The 17341-nt window shown below is 53.6% G+C and carries 20 protein-coding genes and 1 tRNA gene; 3 read left to right on the top strand and 18 right to left on the bottom strand.

From position 1 onward, the window contains the following. Window positions 1-316 precede the first annotated feature (316 nt). From ACN0YD_RS14620 to ACN0YD_RS14650, 7 genes are all read right to left on the bottom strand, one after another. Entirely contained in the window at window positions 317-862 is a 546-nt protein-coding gene (locus ACN0YD_RS14620; RefSeq protein WP_417321062.1) for a MarR family winged helix-turn-helix transcriptional regulator, read from the bottom strand. 48 nt (window positions 863-910) lie between these two features. Next, window positions 911-1243, bottom strand: a complete 333-nt coding sequence (locus ACN0YD_RS14625) for a fumarylacetoacetate hydrolase family protein (RefSeq protein ID WP_417321064.1) — start codon at window positions 1241-1243, stop codon at window positions 911-913. A gap of 166 nt (window positions 1244-1409) precedes the next feature. Further along, window positions 1410-1817 (bottom strand): RidA family protein, encoded by a 408-nt coding sequence (locus ACN0YD_RS14630; protein ID WP_417321066.1) that lies wholly within the window; start codon window positions 1815-1817, stop codon window positions 1410-1412. 91 nt (window positions 1818-1908) lie between these two features. Next, the gene (locus ACN0YD_RS14635) at window positions 1909-2955 is read right to left on the bottom strand and encodes an alpha/beta hydrolase (protein ID WP_417321068.1); all 1047 of its coding nucleotides are present in this window, start codon (window positions 2953-2955) and stop codon (window positions 1909-1911) included. A 44-nt stretch (window positions 2956-2999) separates the two neighbouring features. Next, window positions 3000-3500: a VOC family protein gene (locus ACN0YD_RS14640; RefSeq protein WP_417321070.1), complete on the bottom strand. Its 501-nt coding sequence runs from the start codon at window positions 3498-3500 to the stop codon at window positions 3000-3002. A 33-nt stretch (window positions 3501-3533) separates the two neighbouring features. Next, window positions 3534-4574, bottom strand: a complete 1041-nt coding sequence (locus ACN0YD_RS14645; RefSeq protein WP_417321072.1) for a CDP-6-deoxy-delta-3,4-glucoseen reductase — start codon at window positions 4572-4574, stop codon at window positions 3534-3536. A gap of 85 nt (window positions 4575-4659) precedes the next feature. Further along, on the bottom strand, window positions 4660-5646 hold the full coding sequence (locus tag ACN0YD_RS14650; RefSeq protein WP_417321074.1) for a LysR family transcriptional regulator: 987 nt from the start codon (window positions 5644-5646) through the stop codon (window positions 4660-4662). A 350-nt stretch (window positions 5647-5996) separates the two neighbouring features. Here ACN0YD_RS14650 and ACN0YD_RS14655 point away from each other — a divergent pair, with 350 nt between their 5' ends. After that, entirely contained in the window at window positions 5997-6494 is a 498-nt protein-coding gene (locus tag ACN0YD_RS14655; RefSeq protein WP_417321075.1) for an antirestriction protein ArdA, read from the top strand. 123 nt (window positions 6495-6617) lie between these two features. On the opposite strand, the gene ACN0YD_RS14660 is transcribed toward ACN0YD_RS14655, so the two are convergent. The 4 genes from ACN0YD_RS14660 to ACN0YD_RS14675 all read right to left on the bottom strand — a co-directional run bounded on the left by ACN0YD_RS14660 (window position 6618) and on the right by ACN0YD_RS14675 (window position 8363). Further along, the gene (locus tag ACN0YD_RS14660) at window positions 6618-6878 is read right to left on the bottom strand and encodes a hypothetical protein (protein WP_417321077.1); all 261 of its coding nucleotides are present in this window, start codon (window positions 6876-6878) and stop codon (window positions 6618-6620) included. Window positions 6879-7033: 155 nt separating this feature from the next. Further along, window positions 7034-7121 (bottom strand) — tRNA-Leu (locus ACN0YD_RS14665). 97 nt (window positions 7122-7218) lie between these two features. After that, window positions 7219-7944 (bottom strand): phosphoadenylyl-sulfate reductase, encoded by a 726-nt coding sequence (locus ACN0YD_RS14670; protein ID WP_417321079.1) that lies wholly within the window; start codon window positions 7942-7944, stop codon window positions 7219-7221. 179 nt (window positions 7945-8123) lie between these two features. After that, the gene (locus tag ACN0YD_RS14675; protein ID WP_417321082.1) at window positions 8124-8363 is read right to left on the bottom strand and encodes a FliM/FliN family flagellar motor switch protein; all 240 of its coding nucleotides are present in this window, start codon (window positions 8361-8363) and stop codon (window positions 8124-8126) included. 113 nt (window positions 8364-8476) lie between these two features. Here ACN0YD_RS14675 and lipB point away from each other — a divergent pair, with 113 nt between their 5' ends. Then, a complete protein-coding gene (gene lipB / locus ACN0YD_RS14680) occupies window positions 8477-9136 on the top strand; it encodes a lipoyl(octanoyl) transferase LipB (RefSeq protein ID WP_417321084.1) in 660 nt (219 codons plus the stop codon). Between the two features lie 2 nt (window positions 9137-9138). Here the strand turns inward: lipB and ACN0YD_RS14685 are convergent, their stop codons facing one another. From ACN0YD_RS14685 to ACN0YD_RS14695, 3 genes are read right to left on the bottom strand one after another with little or no spacing between them, the layout of a single operon-like run. Continuing rightward, window positions 9139-9450, bottom strand: a complete 312-nt coding sequence (locus tag ACN0YD_RS14685) for an acylphosphatase (protein ID WP_417321086.1) — start codon at window positions 9448-9450, stop codon at window positions 9139-9141. A 26-nt stretch (window positions 9451-9476) separates the two neighbouring features. Further along, the gene (locus ACN0YD_RS14690) at window positions 9477-11462 is read right to left on the bottom strand and encodes an acetyl-CoA carboxylase biotin carboxylase subunit (protein ID WP_417321087.1); all 1986 of its coding nucleotides are present in this window, start codon (window positions 11460-11462) and stop codon (window positions 9477-9479) included. Between the two features lie 21 nt (window positions 11463-11483). Next, complete coding sequence (locus ACN0YD_RS14695; RefSeq protein ID WP_417321089.1) at window positions 11484-13007, bottom strand: acyl-CoA carboxylase subunit beta; 1524 nt, start codon at window positions 13005-13007, stop codon at window positions 11484-11486. A gap of 307 nt (window positions 13008-13314) precedes the next feature. Here ACN0YD_RS14695 and nhaA point away from each other — a divergent pair, with 307 nt between their 5' ends. Further along, entirely contained in the window at window positions 13315-14514 is a 1200-nt protein-coding gene (gene nhaA, locus ACN0YD_RS14700) for a Na+/H+ antiporter NhaA (protein ID WP_417321091.1), read from the top strand. On the opposite strand, the gene ACN0YD_RS14705 is transcribed toward nhaA, so the two are convergent. From ACN0YD_RS14705 to crcB, 4 genes are read right to left on the bottom strand one after another with little or no spacing between them, the layout of a single operon-like run. Further along, window positions 14511-15203, bottom strand: a complete 693-nt coding sequence (locus ACN0YD_RS14705; RefSeq protein WP_417321093.1) for an ATP12 family chaperone protein — start codon at window positions 15201-15203, stop codon at window positions 14511-14513. The two genes, nhaA and ACN0YD_RS14705, sit on opposite strands and share 4 nt — an antisense overlap. After that, a complete protein-coding gene (locus ACN0YD_RS14710) occupies window positions 15200-15871 on the bottom strand; it encodes an HAD-IA family hydrolase (protein ID WP_417321095.1) in 672 nt (223 codons plus the stop codon). The genes ACN0YD_RS14705 and ACN0YD_RS14710 overlap by 4 nt, the downstream gene beginning before the upstream one ends. Continuing rightward, complete coding sequence (locus tag ACN0YD_RS14715) at window positions 15868-16866, bottom strand: RluA family pseudouridine synthase (protein ID WP_417321097.1); 999 nt, start codon at window positions 16864-16866, stop codon at window positions 15868-15870. The genes ACN0YD_RS14710 and ACN0YD_RS14715 overlap by 4 nt, the downstream gene beginning before the upstream one ends. A gap of 4 nt (window positions 16867-16870) precedes the next feature. Continuing rightward, complete coding sequence (gene crcB, locus ACN0YD_RS14720) at window positions 16871-17251, bottom strand: fluoride efflux transporter CrcB (RefSeq protein WP_417321099.1); 381 nt, start codon at window positions 17249-17251, stop codon at window positions 16871-16873. Between the last annotated feature and the right edge of the window lie 90 nt (window positions 17252-17341).

Consider the following 17341-nt stretch of genomic DNA (forward strand, 5'->3'; position numbering starts at 1 on the left):
GATTTTACTTTAGTTTGTCGCTTCATGGACAATTCCTATCTTAACAAGCTAGCAGATACTGCGATGCTGGACTAATCACCGCCTCATATAGCCGGTATCAGCCGAGGTGATTCTCTTCAAGGCAGCGATCGTTCGATAACCGTATCAGTGGCCAATTCTTTCCAATCTAGAGACGAACGTTCGTCAAGGTCACGAACCCGACTGGGACGTCCATCAACATGACGGCGGGGGAATATCGGGAATACGATATCGCGGCATTGGTTGAATATATTTCTAATCGCGCTGAGCGTGAAAAGAATACCTAAATGGATCTAAATCATTCTTTGTCGGATTTGCCGGTGCGTCGCGCGACGATCAGTTTTCGATTGATGTCATCAGAAATCGCATCGACGCTGCTTACCAGGTTGTGGTAAACTATACTCAGCGTTCGGGCTGTGGTTTCGATATCGGCAGCAGGAATTCCTTGAAACATGATCCCTCGCAGGAGGCGGGTTTTTGGTAGGACCTTACGAATCATCTGGCGCCCTCCGGTTACCAGCTTGATGTAAGTGACGCGCTTGTCCTCAGCTGACTTGGCCCGCGCTACAAAGCCACGCTTTTCTGCTTTTAGAACTGTTCGTGAAAGATAAGACATTTCTATCCCGGTGTGACTGGCGAGTTCACTGATGGTTTGTTCGCCGAATTCGCTGAGGATCAACAGTATCTGCCAGATCGGCAGGGATATATCGAACTCTTTTAACACATCACTCATGGAAGCGGCACCCAGGGATCCTGTGCGATTCAGCAGGTATCCGAATTGCACGTAATACATGGGGTCTTTGGATTGTTCCTGTTTATCCTTACTATTTGCCATTTTACTCATCTGTCCGGCTTCGGTAAATTGATAGAGGAGACCGATAATAATGGTCAGTCAACATATTTGCCAATCTCTAACCGTGATGTCATTGCAGACCGCGTAGTCTGCTATCACAGAACGCACCTGTTCACGAGTGACATAACGACATTTCCTCCCGATCACAATTCCAAGTTCCACATCATTATCAAGCATTGTTGAGATCCTTGACGGGTGCATCGGGGCATAGGGTGTATAGATACACGAGACTTGTTTGTTAAACCATACTTGAGCATTGGGTACCTTACTATTGTGACGCTCCGCCTCGAGCGGATACGTCGGGTCATCTGTATTCACCACCTCGGTCACACGCACCCTCGTCTCCCGGCCAGCTCGCAACAACTCAAGCATCGTTGGCAGGATCTTAGGGCGGCGGCGTGCAGATCAATAATCTGCTCTTCGATAATTTTGCCAATAGACGTGTGTCCTCGGCGGTGGAAGGCAGAGAGTTTCTTGGCTCTTGTGCTCCTTAGAATAGTTTTAGCGTCAACAATCGCTAGTCAGCGATGGCAAGTGATTATGTCGCAGGCACCACAGCCCACACTTCCACCTCGATCAGGAACTCGGGATTAGAGAGGCGGGTAACACCAATCAGTGTGCTGGGTGGGCGGCCATCGCCATATTTTGGCACTGTCTCATCATAAACGACTTTCCCGAACTCATCCACATCAAGCACGAAAATTCGCCTAAATACTACGTCATCCCAGTCGGCGCCTGCCGCCTTAAGTTGGATTTCGAGATTCTCCATTACATGGATATACTGAGCGCGAAGATCGCCCGGAGCGACGCACTGATAACTGTCATCACTCGGGGTTTGCCCGGCGATGAAAACCAGTTTCATATCGCCCTGCACGGTAACTACCCGCTTGTAGCCCGGATGCTTGAAGAGTTCGGGTGGATCAATTTCTTTTCTCTCAATACTCATTTTCAGTCTCCTTTTAAATTTCTGGGGCGTCTAAAGATTTGCCGAATTGGCCGCCAAAAAAAAACGGATCGGCCGGGTTGCATCAACAACATCACAAATTCTGCAGATCGTAAGTGTCAAGCGCCTGTTCCTGCAAAAACCTCGACAGAAGGTCGGCAATTTGATCATTATTCAGGTCGGCAAACGGAAAATGTGTGTTGCCTTGGATACCAACTTCGGGCAGATGAACAACTTGGGCATCACCGCCATGACGGTTGATCGTGTCGGCAAACAGTCGCGCGCGCTGAAGATTCTTATGCCATACTCTTTGCCAGTGGTTTCCCTCAGCCGAGATATAGTCGCCAAAAACCATCTGGATTGGAATCTGTGTCAGCTTTGCGAACTCCTCCGCCGGTATGCCGTTTTCTCCAGCCGGCAAGTCTTGATCCGGAAAGACAAAGCTTATTGGCTCGTAGGAGACGATTGCTTTGACGTTGGAGTTCTTGATCCTGGTATGCCACCCGAACGGGCCAGACTGCGAGTGAGTAATCAGGATCGCCGGGCCAACCTCGTCCATCAGCGCCGAAAGATTATCGCTAACAGTGTCGACGGCGTCGGCAGCTGTGCTTCCGGTCGGCGCCGCCAGATCAAATGGTACACTTTGCGCACAAAATTGGTCCAATTCCACTCGCGATTGAGGAAACTGCACGTTAGGGAAAAACTGCGGCTCGCCATCGGTCCAGTTGCCAAAGCGAAAACCAGTGAACAAATGCTTGTTGCCATATCGCTGCGTCGTCGGCGGGCCAACCTGCTTGCCCAGAAGATCTCCGAAGGACCCACTGAACGTTGTCGTTGATGCCCTGCCCCGTGTGGTAAAGTCCGGGATATAAACCGACCAGCCTCGCCGAAGGAAAATTGATTCATACCCCTCTCGGTCCCTGCTGTTTTCATATGTTTTGCCAGTCTGTCCGGCACCATGAACCATTACCATCGGGTATTTACGCGATTTTGCAGGAATCTGAAAGCGGACATAACCTTGATGAATTGGGAAAATATCACCGGCATTGCTGCGCAGGTCGCTCACGTCGAATTCTCCCGGCGCCGTGATGTGATCGAAACCGAAATAGAAACTTCCCTGCGCCGCAAGCTCGATTGTCATTTCTTTAATCCTCCGTCAAAAATGGGCATTTGGCTAGGCTTCTACTACAGCGGTTTGCCTTCATCTGTGTAGCGATCACCAAAGTCGAACATATCCTCTGTCTCGTCGCCGTCGTAGTATTGATATTCCCACCAGTTGTGATCGAGGTCTTCCAAATAGAATGAGTAGATGCCGTGTTGGAAGGAGGGCTCCCAGATGCTACGAATTCCATATTTGTCCTTGTATTTGTGTGCGGCGCGGTGAGCTTCGTCAACGGCTTCGACAGACTCGAGATCCAGTCCCCAGTGATTGTATACGTGGACCGGGCGCAACTTGGCACCAGACTCTATGGCGATGACGTGCGATGCACTCGAGCAGCGGACTGCGATCGCTCCCGGCGAATGCCTCGCCGTTTCCAGGCCCAGAAATTCCTCGTAGAAACGGCGTGACTCACTCAATTTGTAAGTTTCCATAGTGCCGTGGCTCATGGTTTTCGGTTTGACAATGGAATCTTTAGTGCGGCCCTTAGCCCGCAGTTCGCCAAACATCTTTACTGTACTGTTCATACTGACCTCCTTAGTTTCAATCGAGTTATGCTCTCAGCTTCGGGCCTGCGCCCGATCTCCGGCATCAAGGAACGAATCGGCGAAGAACTCCTGCAGCGGCAACGAACACTGTTCGGCAAAGTCACGCTTGGCAGACTCAATCACTATTGGCGCCCCACAGGCATAAACCTGGTGTTTGGACAGGTCGGGAAAATCCTCCATCACAGCACGGTGGACAAAGCCTGTTCGACCGCTCCAGCCACACGCCGGCGTAGCGTCTGATACGACAGGAATAAATTGAAAACCTTCGTTTTCTGATGCATATCGTTCGACCCAGTCCATTTCGTAAAGGTCAGCACGGGTGCGGCCACCCCAGTAGAACGTCATGGGCCGCTTGATCTGCTTCTGCTGCGCATACTGGAGGATAGATTTGATGGGTGCGAAACCTGTGCCGCTAGCCAGCAAAACAAGGGGCTTGTCACTGTCTTCGCGCAAGAAAAAAGTCCCTTGCGGCAGTTCCATACGAACCAAGTCATGCACTTTCATACCGTCGAATACATAGTCGGTGAACAGACCGCCCGGTGTATGACGCACGTGCAATTCGATGCTTGTCACTCCTCCAATCGACGGCGCCGATGCGATTGAATAGGCGCGACGCTCGCCGTTGGCGAGAACGAATTCAACGAACTGTCCAGCCAGGAACATCACGTCCTCGTTCATGGGTAGCTTTATGCGGACAATCATCACATCAGGGGTGACACGTCGCATCTCCTTGACCCTACCCGGACATACCCGCGAGCGAATGCTGCCCATAATGTCCAGTTCCTGGACCTCTATAACAAGGTTACTAAGAGGCTGCGCCTGGCACAGCAGGGCATAGCCCTGCTCGCGCTCTTCAAGAGGGAGGTATGTTGGGTGCACATGCCCGTGGTCGATCTGGCCCTCCACAATTCGACCTCGACAGGTACGACACGCCCCCGCCCGGCAGCTGTAGGGCAGGGCGATATCAGCATCGTGGCCAGCCTCAAGAATGGAGGTGCCTTCCTGCACGGTGAACTGTTTGCCGCTGGGCTGCAATGTTACTTCGAATGGCACGATAATCTCCTGTCAGATGTGCGTGAATTCAGAGCTGCCGTTGTAGAATGGCCGCCGATCCTTTAAATGTAATTCAAGTAAGCTATCAAGCGCTTGAAGCCAGGGCCAATGAAAGCTCGGAATTGCCGGTATTAACAGGCATGATGCTATCTTTACCGAGATTTTTGACTACCTGGATAACAGCCTTGTGCAGCCACACTTGCGCAGGGTCTTTGTTGATGCGTTCATGCCACTGCAGCGTCAAATCAAGTGTTGGAATGTCGAATGGCAGGCCTAATACCTGCACCTTGTTTTCCAGGTTCATGCTTGTAACCAAGGCTTCGGTGACTACTGCGATGCGGTCTGAACTGGCAATGATGGATTCGATTCCCGACAGGTATGCCATCTTCACGGATACCTTACGCTGGATATTTTTCTCCTCGAATAGTCGGTCTGCATGCTCCCGGAAGTGCCTATAACTGCCACCGGCTGGCTCATACTCTATGAATGAAGCCCGCAGGAACTGCTCGAGACTAATGTTGCCTTGAATGATGGGGTGGTCCTTACTGACAACGCAAACGAAACGAAGGCTACGGAATCGGCGCCGAAAAAAGCCGGCCCCCAGAGGGCTCGCCACACCAATCGCCAGGTCAATTTCGCCACCGCTCATCTGCTCGGCTATGCCATGACGCGATAGTGGCACTGTTTCGAGCGAGATGTTTGGCGCGTACTTGTCGAAGAATGACAGCAGATGTGGGAGCAGTGACACTTGTCCGACATCACTGAGTGCCAGGCGAAAGTGCCGCGTGCTGCTGGCGGCATCGAAGCAGCCGCGGTTTTCTATCGTCTGGCGAATCTGTTGTAGCGCAGCCTGGATAGGCTCGGCCATCGATTCCGCCAATGGAGTGGGCATCATGCCGTTATCGGTACGCACGAACAGTTCGTCGCTGAAGGCATCGCGCAGGCGCCGTAACGCGTTGCTAACGCCCGACTGAGAAATGCATAGTTGCTCCCCGGCGAGGGTGACACTATGGGTGCGCTGCAAAGCATCAAGCACCAGCAACAGATTGAGGTCGAGTGTGTTGATTCTCACGGCATAGAAGCTCCTTGAGGCAGAGACGCGTGCATTGCTACTTTTTAATAAGTGTGCACGGGTCAAGCTCAGCTGTTTGATCAGTGTAATTAGGGGCTATATAAACACAATATAGTTGTTTAAGCAACCTATTTTTAATCCCAAAGACCTGTATCCAACGGTCACCAATTTCGGCTAGTAATTATCGGTATTCTTAGGGCCTGCCCTCAGCGCACTTCACGTAAAATAGACGGAGCCCGAGGCTCGACTTTGTCTGCGCCCGCCGTCGATTTTACCCTCCGCTTGCACACCCGGTTCTCGGCGAAGGCCAGGGGTTGCATCTGCAACCCACTCCCGAAGGAGGTCTTCACATGGAACAAGCAACTTCAGAAATCAGAATTTATGTGGCCTGTCTTGCCGCCTATAACAACGGCATCCTGCACGGCCGATGGATCGATGCCACTCAAGAGCCCGAGGACATTTGGGCGGAGATCCGGGATATACTGAAAACGTCCCCAATTGAGGAGGCGGAAGAACACGCCATTCATGACCATGAAGGCTTTGAAGGTGCCCCTATCTCCGAATATCAGAGCATCGAAAGTATCTGCAAAATTGCCGCCTTTATCTCTGAGCACGGTATCTTGGGCGGCAAGCTGATTGAATATTATGGCGACCTTTCAGACGCTCGGGACGCCCTCGAAAATTATTATGTTGGCTGCTACTCCAGTCTTTCAGATTTCGCCCAAGAGATCACGGAAGACACAACCGAAATTCCGGAAAGCCTCAAGTCCAATCACGTGGCTGAGGCTTTCGTGGTTTTTTTACTTTCTTTGTCGGGTTTTTATCCGTCCAACTCCACTCATCCATAGCGCATTCAAGCACTCCCGACATGACCTGAAGTTCTCGAAGAATTGATGACGGCGCCAAATTACTCTGGTCCCGCATCCAATTTTTGAAATCCTCAGGCATCAAATCTTCCAAATATTGATCTGCTATCGGATGACGGCATAGTTTTTCGAGACGAATAACCTCCCATCTGGATCCACGTTTCTTGACACTTTCCTCTTTCGCATATCGCTGCATTGCTTCACGAAAGGTTCGGCGCCCCCCATGAAGGTAGGCTTGAGCATTTCTTCAGTCTCGACTGCCCAACGGTGAGCTTCCATCTTGGTTCTAAAAAGTTTTGTTTTGCGGACACCTTTGATTCTGACATCAGCCTGCCATTTCTTTCCATGTTTTCTCAATGAAGCCATTTTCAATCCTGTTTCGTGCGCACAATTTGTGCGCACAATTTGCGCGCTTTTTCTTGATAAGATAGAAAATGAGGGAAAAATGGAAGAGCATCAATGGCAGAAAACTGCAGTTTTCTGCGGTTTAGGAAGATTTGGGAAATTCTGGGAAAGGATGTTGGTGCGGCCGAGAAGACTCGAACTTCCACGGGATATTATCCCACAGCGACCTCAACGCTGCGCGTCTACCAATTCCGCCACGGCCGCACACTGAAACTGGTTGCTGTGAAGTAGCAAACAGCGGACAAAGACGCAACAGGAAAATGCAATATTTTACCCTGCCCGCCCATAATATTCTGATTAGCTAGATATTGGCCCCGATATGGATGCCGCATTCGGTCTTGTCCTGTCCGGCCCAGCGGCCGGCACGGCGGTCATCGCCGGCTTCCACCCTGTGAGTGCACGGCATACAGCCGATGGACGGAAATCCCTGGGATACCAGCGGATGTTCCGGCAGGCCCAGTTCCCTGATACGCTGGTCCACCTGCTCCTGGCTCCAGAACGCCAGCGGGTTGACCTTGATCTTGGAACCATCCAGTTCAATGAGCGGAATGGAAGACCGGGTCGAAGACTGAAACCGCTTGCGTCCTGTAATCCAGGCATCAAAGCCGTTCATGGCCCGGGCCAGCGGACGCACCTTGCGCAAATCACAACAGCCATCCGTATCCCGGGTCCAGAGAAGACCGTTGTGATCCTCCGCCTGCACCTCTTGCTTGTCAGGGTTCACGGTCACCAGATTGGTCAGGCCAAGTCTTTCCACAAGTGTGTCACGATATTTCAATGTTTCGCCAAACAGCTTTTCGGTATTGAGAAAAACCACCGCTGTGTCCGGATTAACCTGCGCCACGAGATCCAGAAGAACGACAGATTCGGCCCCGAAAGAGGACACCAGGGCAATCTGGCCGGGAAATTCCCGATTGATCATGGCGTCAAGAAGCTCCCGGCTGTCCTCAAGGTCGCCATAGAGGCGCTGCAGGCGTTCAAACGCCTGTTCCTGCGAGATTTCTTTTTCCATTGTGATGGCTTCCATCACCAGATCCTAACCACCCCGGACGGGGCATACAATTTCACATCAAGTTTCGGTATATGTAAAACCTAAATATCATACTTTCAAGTTTTTATGTATTTTTTTATTTAATACATTTTTTTTATGTTGTTTATAAGGAAAGTTAAAGATACACCGGAAGGTTCCGACTGCAGGAACACGACTTATATCTGGTAGCTTTTCACACTTTCTGTGATATTGACGGCAATATTCTCGCCGGATACGACGATTTCGCCCCGGGCGATCAGTTCCCCGTTGGCATATAGCTTCACCGGCTGGTCCTGATCTCCTTCAAGGTCAATGACCGCGCCGCGCCCAAGTTTCAGAAGGTGGCGGATCGGCATCCAGGCCTGGCCCAGCACCAGGGTCAACTCAATATCGACGTCTTCAATAGCCTGTGACATTTATACGCTTAGTCCTTCACTTTTTGCCGTTCACAAGATATAGGAACATAATGACATTAAAGCATGTCCCAGCATAGTTATTTTTCAGTTAACAGAAAAGCTCAAATTAAAGAATGACGACAGAGCCTTCCGAAATCGAATGGGAAATCACCGACAGCCTTGTCCCCTACGAGGAAGCGCTGGCGCGCATGGAAATGCGGGTGCGGGATATTTACGAGGGCAAGGCGCCGGAACTGGTCTGGCTCCTGCAGCACCCTCCCCTCTATACCGCCGGGACCTCTGCCGATGCCAGCGACCTGATCGATCCGGACCGCTTTCCGGTCTACGAGGCGGGACGCGGCGGACAATATACCTATCACGGGCCGGGCCAACGCATCGCCTATGTGATGCTGGACCTGCGCAAACGCAGCCGGGACCTCAGGAAATTCGTCACCAATCTGGAACAGTGGGTCATCGACACCCTGGCCGAATTCAATGTGACGGGAGAGCGCCGCGAGGGCCGGGTCGGTGTCTGGGTCAGCCGGGATGTTTCCGGCAGCATTCTGCCCCGGGAGGACAAGATCGCCGCCATAGGTGTGCGGGTCCGTAACTGGATCACCTTTCACGGCATTTCCATCAATGTGGAGCCGGACCTTGATCATTTCAGCGGCATCGTCCCCTGCGGCATCAGCGAGCATGGGGTCACCTCCCTGGTGGATATGGGTCTGCCGGTGACCATGGACGATGTGGATGCAGCCCTGAAACGGACCTGGGAAGAGATTTTCGAAAACTGATTTCAGTTTCGCCGTTCTTCCAGATTGACTGTCGGTTTTTGTTTAAAGCCCTTCGCGGTGATACCTTTGGCGGGAAATGCCTCAACCTCCGTCACATTGGCCCTTTCGGGACCATTATGACAACGTTTAATCATCTCCTGCACATCGGCTTCAGGTCCGACAAGAAAGGCCTCCACGGTACCGTCGGCGCGGTTCCTGACCCAGCCGTCAAGCCCCAGCGATGTGGCATTTTCCTCAGTCCAGGCCCGGTACCAGACCCCCTGGACCCGGCCGTGGATAATCAGCCGCCGGGCGATATGTCCTTCATCAAGCATATGCAACCTCCTGCCAGAGGGTTATCTTACTCGAATTCGATGATCACGTCATCCACCGCCAGGCTGTCGCCGGCTTTGGCAGGTACATTGAGAACTACCCCGTCCCGCTCCGCACGCAGATTGTTTTCCATTTTCATGGCTTCGACCACGGCAAGAATCTGGCCGGCCTTGACCTCGTCGCCCTTCTCCACATTGACAGAGACCACAAGGCCCGGCATCGGACAAAGCAGCAGTCTGGAGGTATCCGGCGGGAGTTTCTCCGGCATGAGAACCGCAAGCTCGGCCTCGCGCTCGGTATAGATCCTGACATGCTCGCTGGCCCCGTCATGGGTCAGCCGGTAGCCATCGTCCAGATAATCCACCTCGACGCTGATTTCCCGGCCGCTCACATTGCCGACAAACACTTTCCGGCCGGGCAGCCAGTCACTGACCACCACAAGGCTTTCACCGTCAACATTGACCAGGCAGCCGTCCTCGGTGGCAAAGAAAGTGGCCACATGATCCCGCTTGCCCACGGCAACAATCCATCTGGCCTCAAACGCCGGCGAATTTTCGACAATGCGGCCGGAAATACTGCGCGACCGGTCAAATTCCAGGGCATGGATGACCATAGCCACCCCTACCATGGTCAGGCGCGTCTCGTCCGTCAGCGTTCCACCGGTAAAGCCGTCTGGATATTCCTCGGCGATATAATTGGTGGTCAGCCTGCCTTCCTGGAAGCGTTTCGCATTCATCACATCGCTGAGAAAGGCAATATTGTGCCCGACCCCGCGGATGTAATAGTCATCCAGCGCTTTGCGCATATGCTGGATGGCCTCATCACGGTTGGCCCCATAGGTCACCAGCTTGGCGATCATGGGATCGTAATACATGCTGATTTCGGAGCCTTCGTAAATCCCGGTATCCACACGCACAAAATCGGTTTCCTCGGGCGGGATATAATAGCTGACACGGCCGATGGACGGCAGGAAGCCGCGCAAGGGGTCTTCCGCATAGATTCGGCTCTCCATGGCCCAGCCGTTGAGCTTCACATCTTTCTGGCTCATGGCCAGCTTTTCGCCGGCCGCCACCCTGATCATCTGCTCCACCAGATCGATGCCGGTGATCATCTCAGTGACCGGATGCTCAACCTGCAGGCGGGTGTTCATTTCCAGGAAATAGAAGTTGCGATCCTTGTCGACAATAAATTCCACGGTACCGGCGGACTGATAGTCCACAGCCTTGGACAGCGCGACAGCCTGCTCCCCCATGGCCTTGCGGGTCTTGGCATCAAGGAAGGGGCTCGGCGCTTCCTCAATCACCTTCTGGTGACGGCGCTGAATGGAACATTCACGTTCCCCGAGATAAATCACATTGCCGTGGGAATCCCCCAGCACCTGGATTTCAATATGGCGCGGTTCCTCAATGAATTTTTCCACAAAAACCCGGTCATCGGCAAAACTGGATTTGGCTTCGTTGGTGGCAGAGATAAAACCGTCGTGGGCTTCTTCGTCATTATAGGCCACGCGCATGCCCTTGCCGCCACCGCCGGCGGAGGCCTTGATCATTACCGGATAGCCGATCTCGCCAGCGATCTTCACCGCTTCGTCCGCATCCTTGATCACGCCCATATAACCGGGCACGGTGCTGACACCGGCCTCGGCGGCCAGTTTCTTGGATTCAATTTTATCGCCCATGGCGCCGATGGCTTTCACACCCGGGCCAATGAAAGCGATGCCCTCTTCCTTCAGACGATTGCAGAAATCAGCATTCTCGGACAAAAAACCATATCCCGGGTGAATGGCTTCGGCGCCGGTCTGTTTGGCGGCCTCTACAATGCGGTCGGCGATCAGGTAACTTTCCGCAGCGGGCGGCGGACCGATATGGACCTTTTCATCAGCCATCAGCACATGCAGCGCATCCGCATCCGCGTCTGAATAGACGGCGACAGTCTTGATCCCCATCTTGCGGGCAGTCTTGATGACACGGCAGGCAATTTCACCACGGTTGGCAATCAGAATTTTTGAAAACATTTTCGTACTTCCTCCCGGTCCCTAGAGCGGAATATTATCGTGTTTCTTGTAAGGATTGCTAAGCTCTTTGTTTTTAAGGAGCTTCAGCCCGCGGGCAATACGCCGCCTGGTGGCATGGGGCATGATCACATCATCGATGTAGCCCCGGCCTGCCGCCACAAAAGGATTGGCGAACTTGTCGGTATATTCCTTTGTCTTTTCCTCGATCTTTTCCGGCTCACCCCGGAAAATAATCTCCACCGCTCCCTTGGCGCCCATCACCGCGATTTCAGCAGTGGGCCAGGCGTAGTTCAGGTCACCGCGCAGATGCTTTGACGCCATCACATCATAGGCGCCGCCGTAAGCCTTGCGGGTAATAACGGTAATTTTCGGCACTGTCGCTTCGCCGTATGCAAACAGCAGCTTGGCGCCATGCTTGATAATCCCGCCATATTCCTGCTTGGTGCCGGGCAGGAAACCGGGCACATCGACAAAGGTAATGATCGGAATATTGAAACAGTCGCAGAAGCGGACAAAACGGGCGGCCTTGCGGCTGGCGTCAATATCCAGACATCCGGCCAGAACCATGGGTTGGTTTGCCACGAATCCGACGGTCTGGCCGTCAATGCGGCCGAACCCGGTCAGAATATTCTTGGCAAACGCCGGCTGCACCTCAAAGAAGTCGCCTTCGTCCGCCACTTTGCGGATCAGCTCATGCATGTCATAAGGCTTGTTGGCATTGGCCGGCACCAGGGTATCCAGGGACATGTCGATGCGTTCCGGATCGTCGAAGGTGGGACGGACCGGCGGCTTTTCCTTGCTGTTGAGCGGCAGGAAGTCAAAAAACCGACGGGTCTGCTTGATCGCTTCCAGGTCATTCTCGAGCGCCAGATCGGCAACACTTGACTTGCTGGTGTGGGTAATGGCGCCGCCCAATTCTTCCTGGGTCACCACTTCGTTGGTCACGGTCTTCACTACATCCGGACCGGTCACAAACATATAGGAGCTGTCCTTGACCATGAAGATAAAGTCGGTCATGGCCGGGCTGTAAACCGCACCGCCCGCACAGGGCCCCATGATCAGGGAAACCTGCGGGACAACACCGGAAGCCATGATATTTTTCTGGAACACATCCGCATAGCCGGCAAGAGCTGCCACACCTTCCTGAATACGCGCGCCGCCGGAATCGTTGATGCCAATCACCGGCGCCCCGTTGGTCATGGCCATATCCATGACCTTGCAGATTTTTTCGGCGTGGGATTCAGAAAGCGACCCGCCAAAGACAGTAAAATCCTGACTGAACACGTAGACCAGACGGCCATTGATGGTGCCGGAGCCGATCACCACTCCGTCTCCGGAAACTTTCTGCTCATCCATGCCGAAATCAACGCAGCGATGCTCCATGAACATGTCATATTCCTCGAAGCTGTCAGGGTCTACAAGCAGCTCGATACGTTCCCGGGCGGTAAGCTTGCCCTTTGCGTGCTGCGCTTCGACCCGGCGCTCGCCTCCCCCGGCCCTTGCCTGGGCCCGCCTGCGTTCAAGTTCTTCAAGGATTTCCTGCATGATCACCTCGCTAAAGTAATGCGGATTTTGTCAATTGCGGTAAAGCGTTATTCGTCATTCGTTATTATTTTTCTACTCACGAGTAACATTGATTAGGTCGGACTGCGTTATTTTGCAAGCACTTTTTTTCTCCGGACCTCTGCAAATTGGCTTAACGTAGCATAATTCAAAGACGAAGGCAGTTTTTTACAAAGGTTTCCGAAGGGTGGACAAATATCACTCTAATCCAGTGTGCGCCTGATATAATAGTGATCCATACAGGACACAGGGATCACAATTCCCGCCCAACCCGTAACAGGAGAAAAAAGTGACCGTTCATCTTACCGCTGCCGAGTTTGTGCGCCGCTTTCTCAAGCTGGAGTCCTCCGCCGGTATTTTACTGATCCTTGCTGCCGTGCTCGCCATTCTCGCAGACAACAGTCCCCTGACCGAATGGTATGAATATCTGCTTGATGTGCCCATCGCCGTTAGTATTGGCGATCTCGCCATTGCAAAGCCGCTGCTTCTGTGGGTCAATGACGGCCTGATGGCTGTTTTCTTTCTTTTGGTGGGACTGGAAATCAAGCGGGAACTCATTGACGGCAATTTGTCGAGCATGAGCCAGATTTCCCTGCCTGCCATCGGGGCGCTGGGCGGCATGGCCATCCCTGCCTTGATTTATATCTGGTTTAACATGGGCTATGCTCCCGGAATGAACGGCTGGGCAATCCCGGCCGCGACCGATATTGCCTTTGCGCTTGGCCTGCTCAGCCTGCTCGGCAACCGGGTCCCCCTGTCGCTGAAAATTTTCCTCACCGCGCTGGCCATCATTGACGACCTTGGCGCCATTATCATCATCGCCCTTTTTTACACGGCCAATCTGTCAACCACTTCGCTGATCCTTGCCACCTGCGCCATTGCCATCCTGTTTATCCTGAACCGCTTGCGGGTTACCCATATTGCCGCCTATATGATTGTCGGGGTTTTCCTCTGGATATTTGTCCTGAAGTCCGGCATCCATGCTACGCTTGCCGGCGTGGTCATCGCCATGGCCATTCCCCTGCGCGCCAAAAACGAGGAAGGTGACAGTCCGCTGGAGGTTCTTGAACACCTCCTGCATCCCTGGGTCGCCTATCTGATCCTGCCGGTTTTCGCCTTTGCCAATGCCGGTGTGCCGCTTCTGGGGCTTGATCCCGCAATCTTTCTGCACCCGGTATCGCTGGGCATTGCGGCCGGCCTGTTCATCGGCAAACAAATTGGGGTCTTCGGCCTGAGCTGGCTCGCCATTGTTACCGGCTTTGCCAGACTGCCGGACAATACGACCTGGCTTAAACTCTATGGCGTCAGCCTGTTGACCGGTATCGGCTTCACCATGAGCCTGTTCATAGGATCACTGGCTTTCGAGACCGGTCCGGACCTGAGCACGGAACTGCGCGTCGGCGTCATTGTCGGTTCCCTGCTGTCCGCCGTATGTGGGTATATTGTGCTGGCCATGAGTGGTGAAGTCACAGAGGAAAAGGGGGCCTAGCGCACCAACGACAGGAAGCGGACGGCATTGCCGAGTTCGGCACGCATATTGGCCCGCCGCTGTTCGGCTTCCTCGTCCTCGCCCCAATGCTCGATCTGAAAGTCCTCGTCAAGCTGGCAGGCGGCCCAGGCATTCTCCTCGTCCAGGTGTTCGTGAAACAGGGCAAGCGCAATGGAGACAGAGCCGGTCAGAGTGGTCATGTTATGCAGGGCAGCCATCTGAAATTCATTGATCCTCGCCAGCTTGTTCCTGAGTTTGTCCAAAACCTCCGTTCCCTGTTCTACAGGGACAATGCCGGTAGTAACCTTGAGGGGAATGCCCAGTCGGCCGGACATCCAGTCGATGATCGGGTCCCATTTCTCCTGCTGGCGCTGAACCAGTTCCACCGGATGTTCCGCCCGGTAGCAGATCTGATCGGTCCCGCCATAATTGACAAGTTCCTCGATCAGCACCTCCCGCTGGGTCGTGACCCGGTCGATGGCGGTACAAAGATATTTGTTCATGGGCATGCGGTGGGGCAGAATATCCTCGCCCTGGTCGCGCCACTCCTGTGCCAGCATATCCGCCAGATCCGGGTTGGGCACAATTGCCAGACGCTTTTCCGGCGTCTTCACGGTGCGGCCATCCAGAAGAATGACGTAGCCGCCGTCCTGTTCGTCTACGTCAACTGTATTGTAAAATCGTTTCATGACTTCTCCTTTGTGCCCAAAGACATTCCCAGGATTTCAGGCAAATGAAGAATTCTTTCGATCAGGTGATCCGCCCCGGCGGTGACAAGTTCTTCGCCCGGATGATAACCCCAGTTCACCCCCACAGAACACACCCTTGCTGCCTTCGCCATCTGGATATCGAAGGTCGTGTCCCCGACCATCACAGTATTCTCCGGTGTGGTTCCGGCATCCCGCATGGCGTTCAGCAACATGGACGGATGGGGTTTTCCCGGCCCGTCGTCGGCTGTGTTGAGTGTAATGAAATATTTTTCCAGATCGTGATTTTTCAGGGTATTGACCAGACCGCGCCGGGATTTGCCCGTTGCAACACCCAGTAAATATCCCTCACCAGTGAGATGTTCCAGCACTTCCCTCACGTCCTCGAACAGGGGCTCCTCGTGCTCGTCTTCCCTCAACTGCTTGAAACGGTCGATAAAGGCTTCACGGAGTGCCAGATGATGGTCCGCCTGCAGATCGGGGTATACATCCTCGATGGCTCTCAGCAAGGTAAGACCGACAATGCGGCGCACCGGTTCATCACCGGGATAGTCCACCTCGCAGACAAGACTTGCATGCCGCATACTGTCCAGGATCATATGCTGGCCGTCTACCAGGGTACCGTCGCAGTCAAAGACAACTAGTTTCATACCGGTGACCATTCCTCATCAGCAAAAGGATCGCTTTTGTCATGGGTGTCAAAACCGAACATGTTCCAGCTTTCCCGCATGTGTCGCGGCAAATCGGCGGTAACCGACAAGGTTCCGCCGTCGGGGTGGCGAATATCCAGATGACGGGCATGCAGGTGCAGTTTCTTGCTCACGGCCCCGTCAAGAAAAGCTTCCTTGCCGCCATATTTGCCGTCTCCCACGATGGGCGTACCCAGAACCGTGGCATGGACCCTGATCTGATGGGTCCTGCCCGTGAGCGGCTTGAACGACACCCAGCTTACCTCATTGAGGGCATGATCCATGACCGCAAAATCCGTCACAGCTTTCTTGCCCTTGTCCGACACCATCATGCGTTCGCCACTGGTCCCCGGCTCCTTGTCCAGGGGGGCCTTGACGGTGCCCTGCATCAACTCCGGCCTGCCCATGACAAGCGCCCAGTAGATTTTGTTGGTGCTGCGGTCGCGGAAAGATTCCGTCAGGCTTTTTGCCGCGGCCGCCGTCCGAGCAATCACAAGCACGCCGCTTGTATCCTTGTCCAGCCGATGCACAAGCTTTGGACGCTCCTTCTTTTCACCGCGCAGAGCATCCAGAAGTCCGTCCACATGTTTGGTGATCTTGCTACCGCCCTGAACCGCGAGCCCCGGCTCCTTGTTCAGCACAATCACGCTGTCATCCTGATAGATGACCATATTGCGGATCATGCGGGCATCTTCCTCGGAGATTTTAACCCTCTCGGCCTTGGGCTTTGCCTTTGCCGATGTGGCGTCGTCATCCACCGGTGGGATACGGATTTCCATGCCGGCGTCAAGGCGGCTGTTGGCCTTGGCCCGTTTGCCATCAATCCTGATCTGTCCTGTACGCAGCAGTTTGGACAACCGGCCATAGGCAAGCCCCGGATAGTTCTCCTTGAACCATTTATCGAGACGCCAGTCCTGTTCCTGTGCTTTGACCTTGCGGTGGGTAACACCCGCCATATGACTATCCTGCTACAAATCTTGCCACCATGATCCCGCCAAACAGGGCAAGGACGCCGATAGTGACAGAACCAATTCCATAAAGAGCCGCCAGCGGCAGGTTATTTTCCTGCAGCATGCGCCCAAGTTCCAGTGAAAAAGCTGAAAAGGTGGTAAAGCCCCCCAGCACGCCGGTCACCAGAAACACCTGCCATATATGGGAAAGTTCATAGCGAACTGCAAGCAGATGCACAATCAGGCCAATAGCGAAGGAGCCGACAATATTGACCGTCAGGGTGCCCCAGGGGAATCCCGGACCCATCACATTCAACATAAGTCTGCCCACCAGAAAACGGCAGGTCGCCCCAACAGCACCACCAGCCGCAGCCGCCAGAAGCGTATTCATGCCTTTTCTCCTTTTTCTCGCACAGGACATGCCATACTTTGCAGCCAGGTTCAATGAAATTACTTGTTTAGCGGCGACCTGGCCAGGGGT

The organism is Emcibacter sp. (assembly GCF_048269205.1).
In the GTDB taxonomy this organism is placed as follows: Bacteria; Pseudomonadota; Alphaproteobacteria; order Sphingomonadales; family Emcibacteraceae; genus Emcibacter.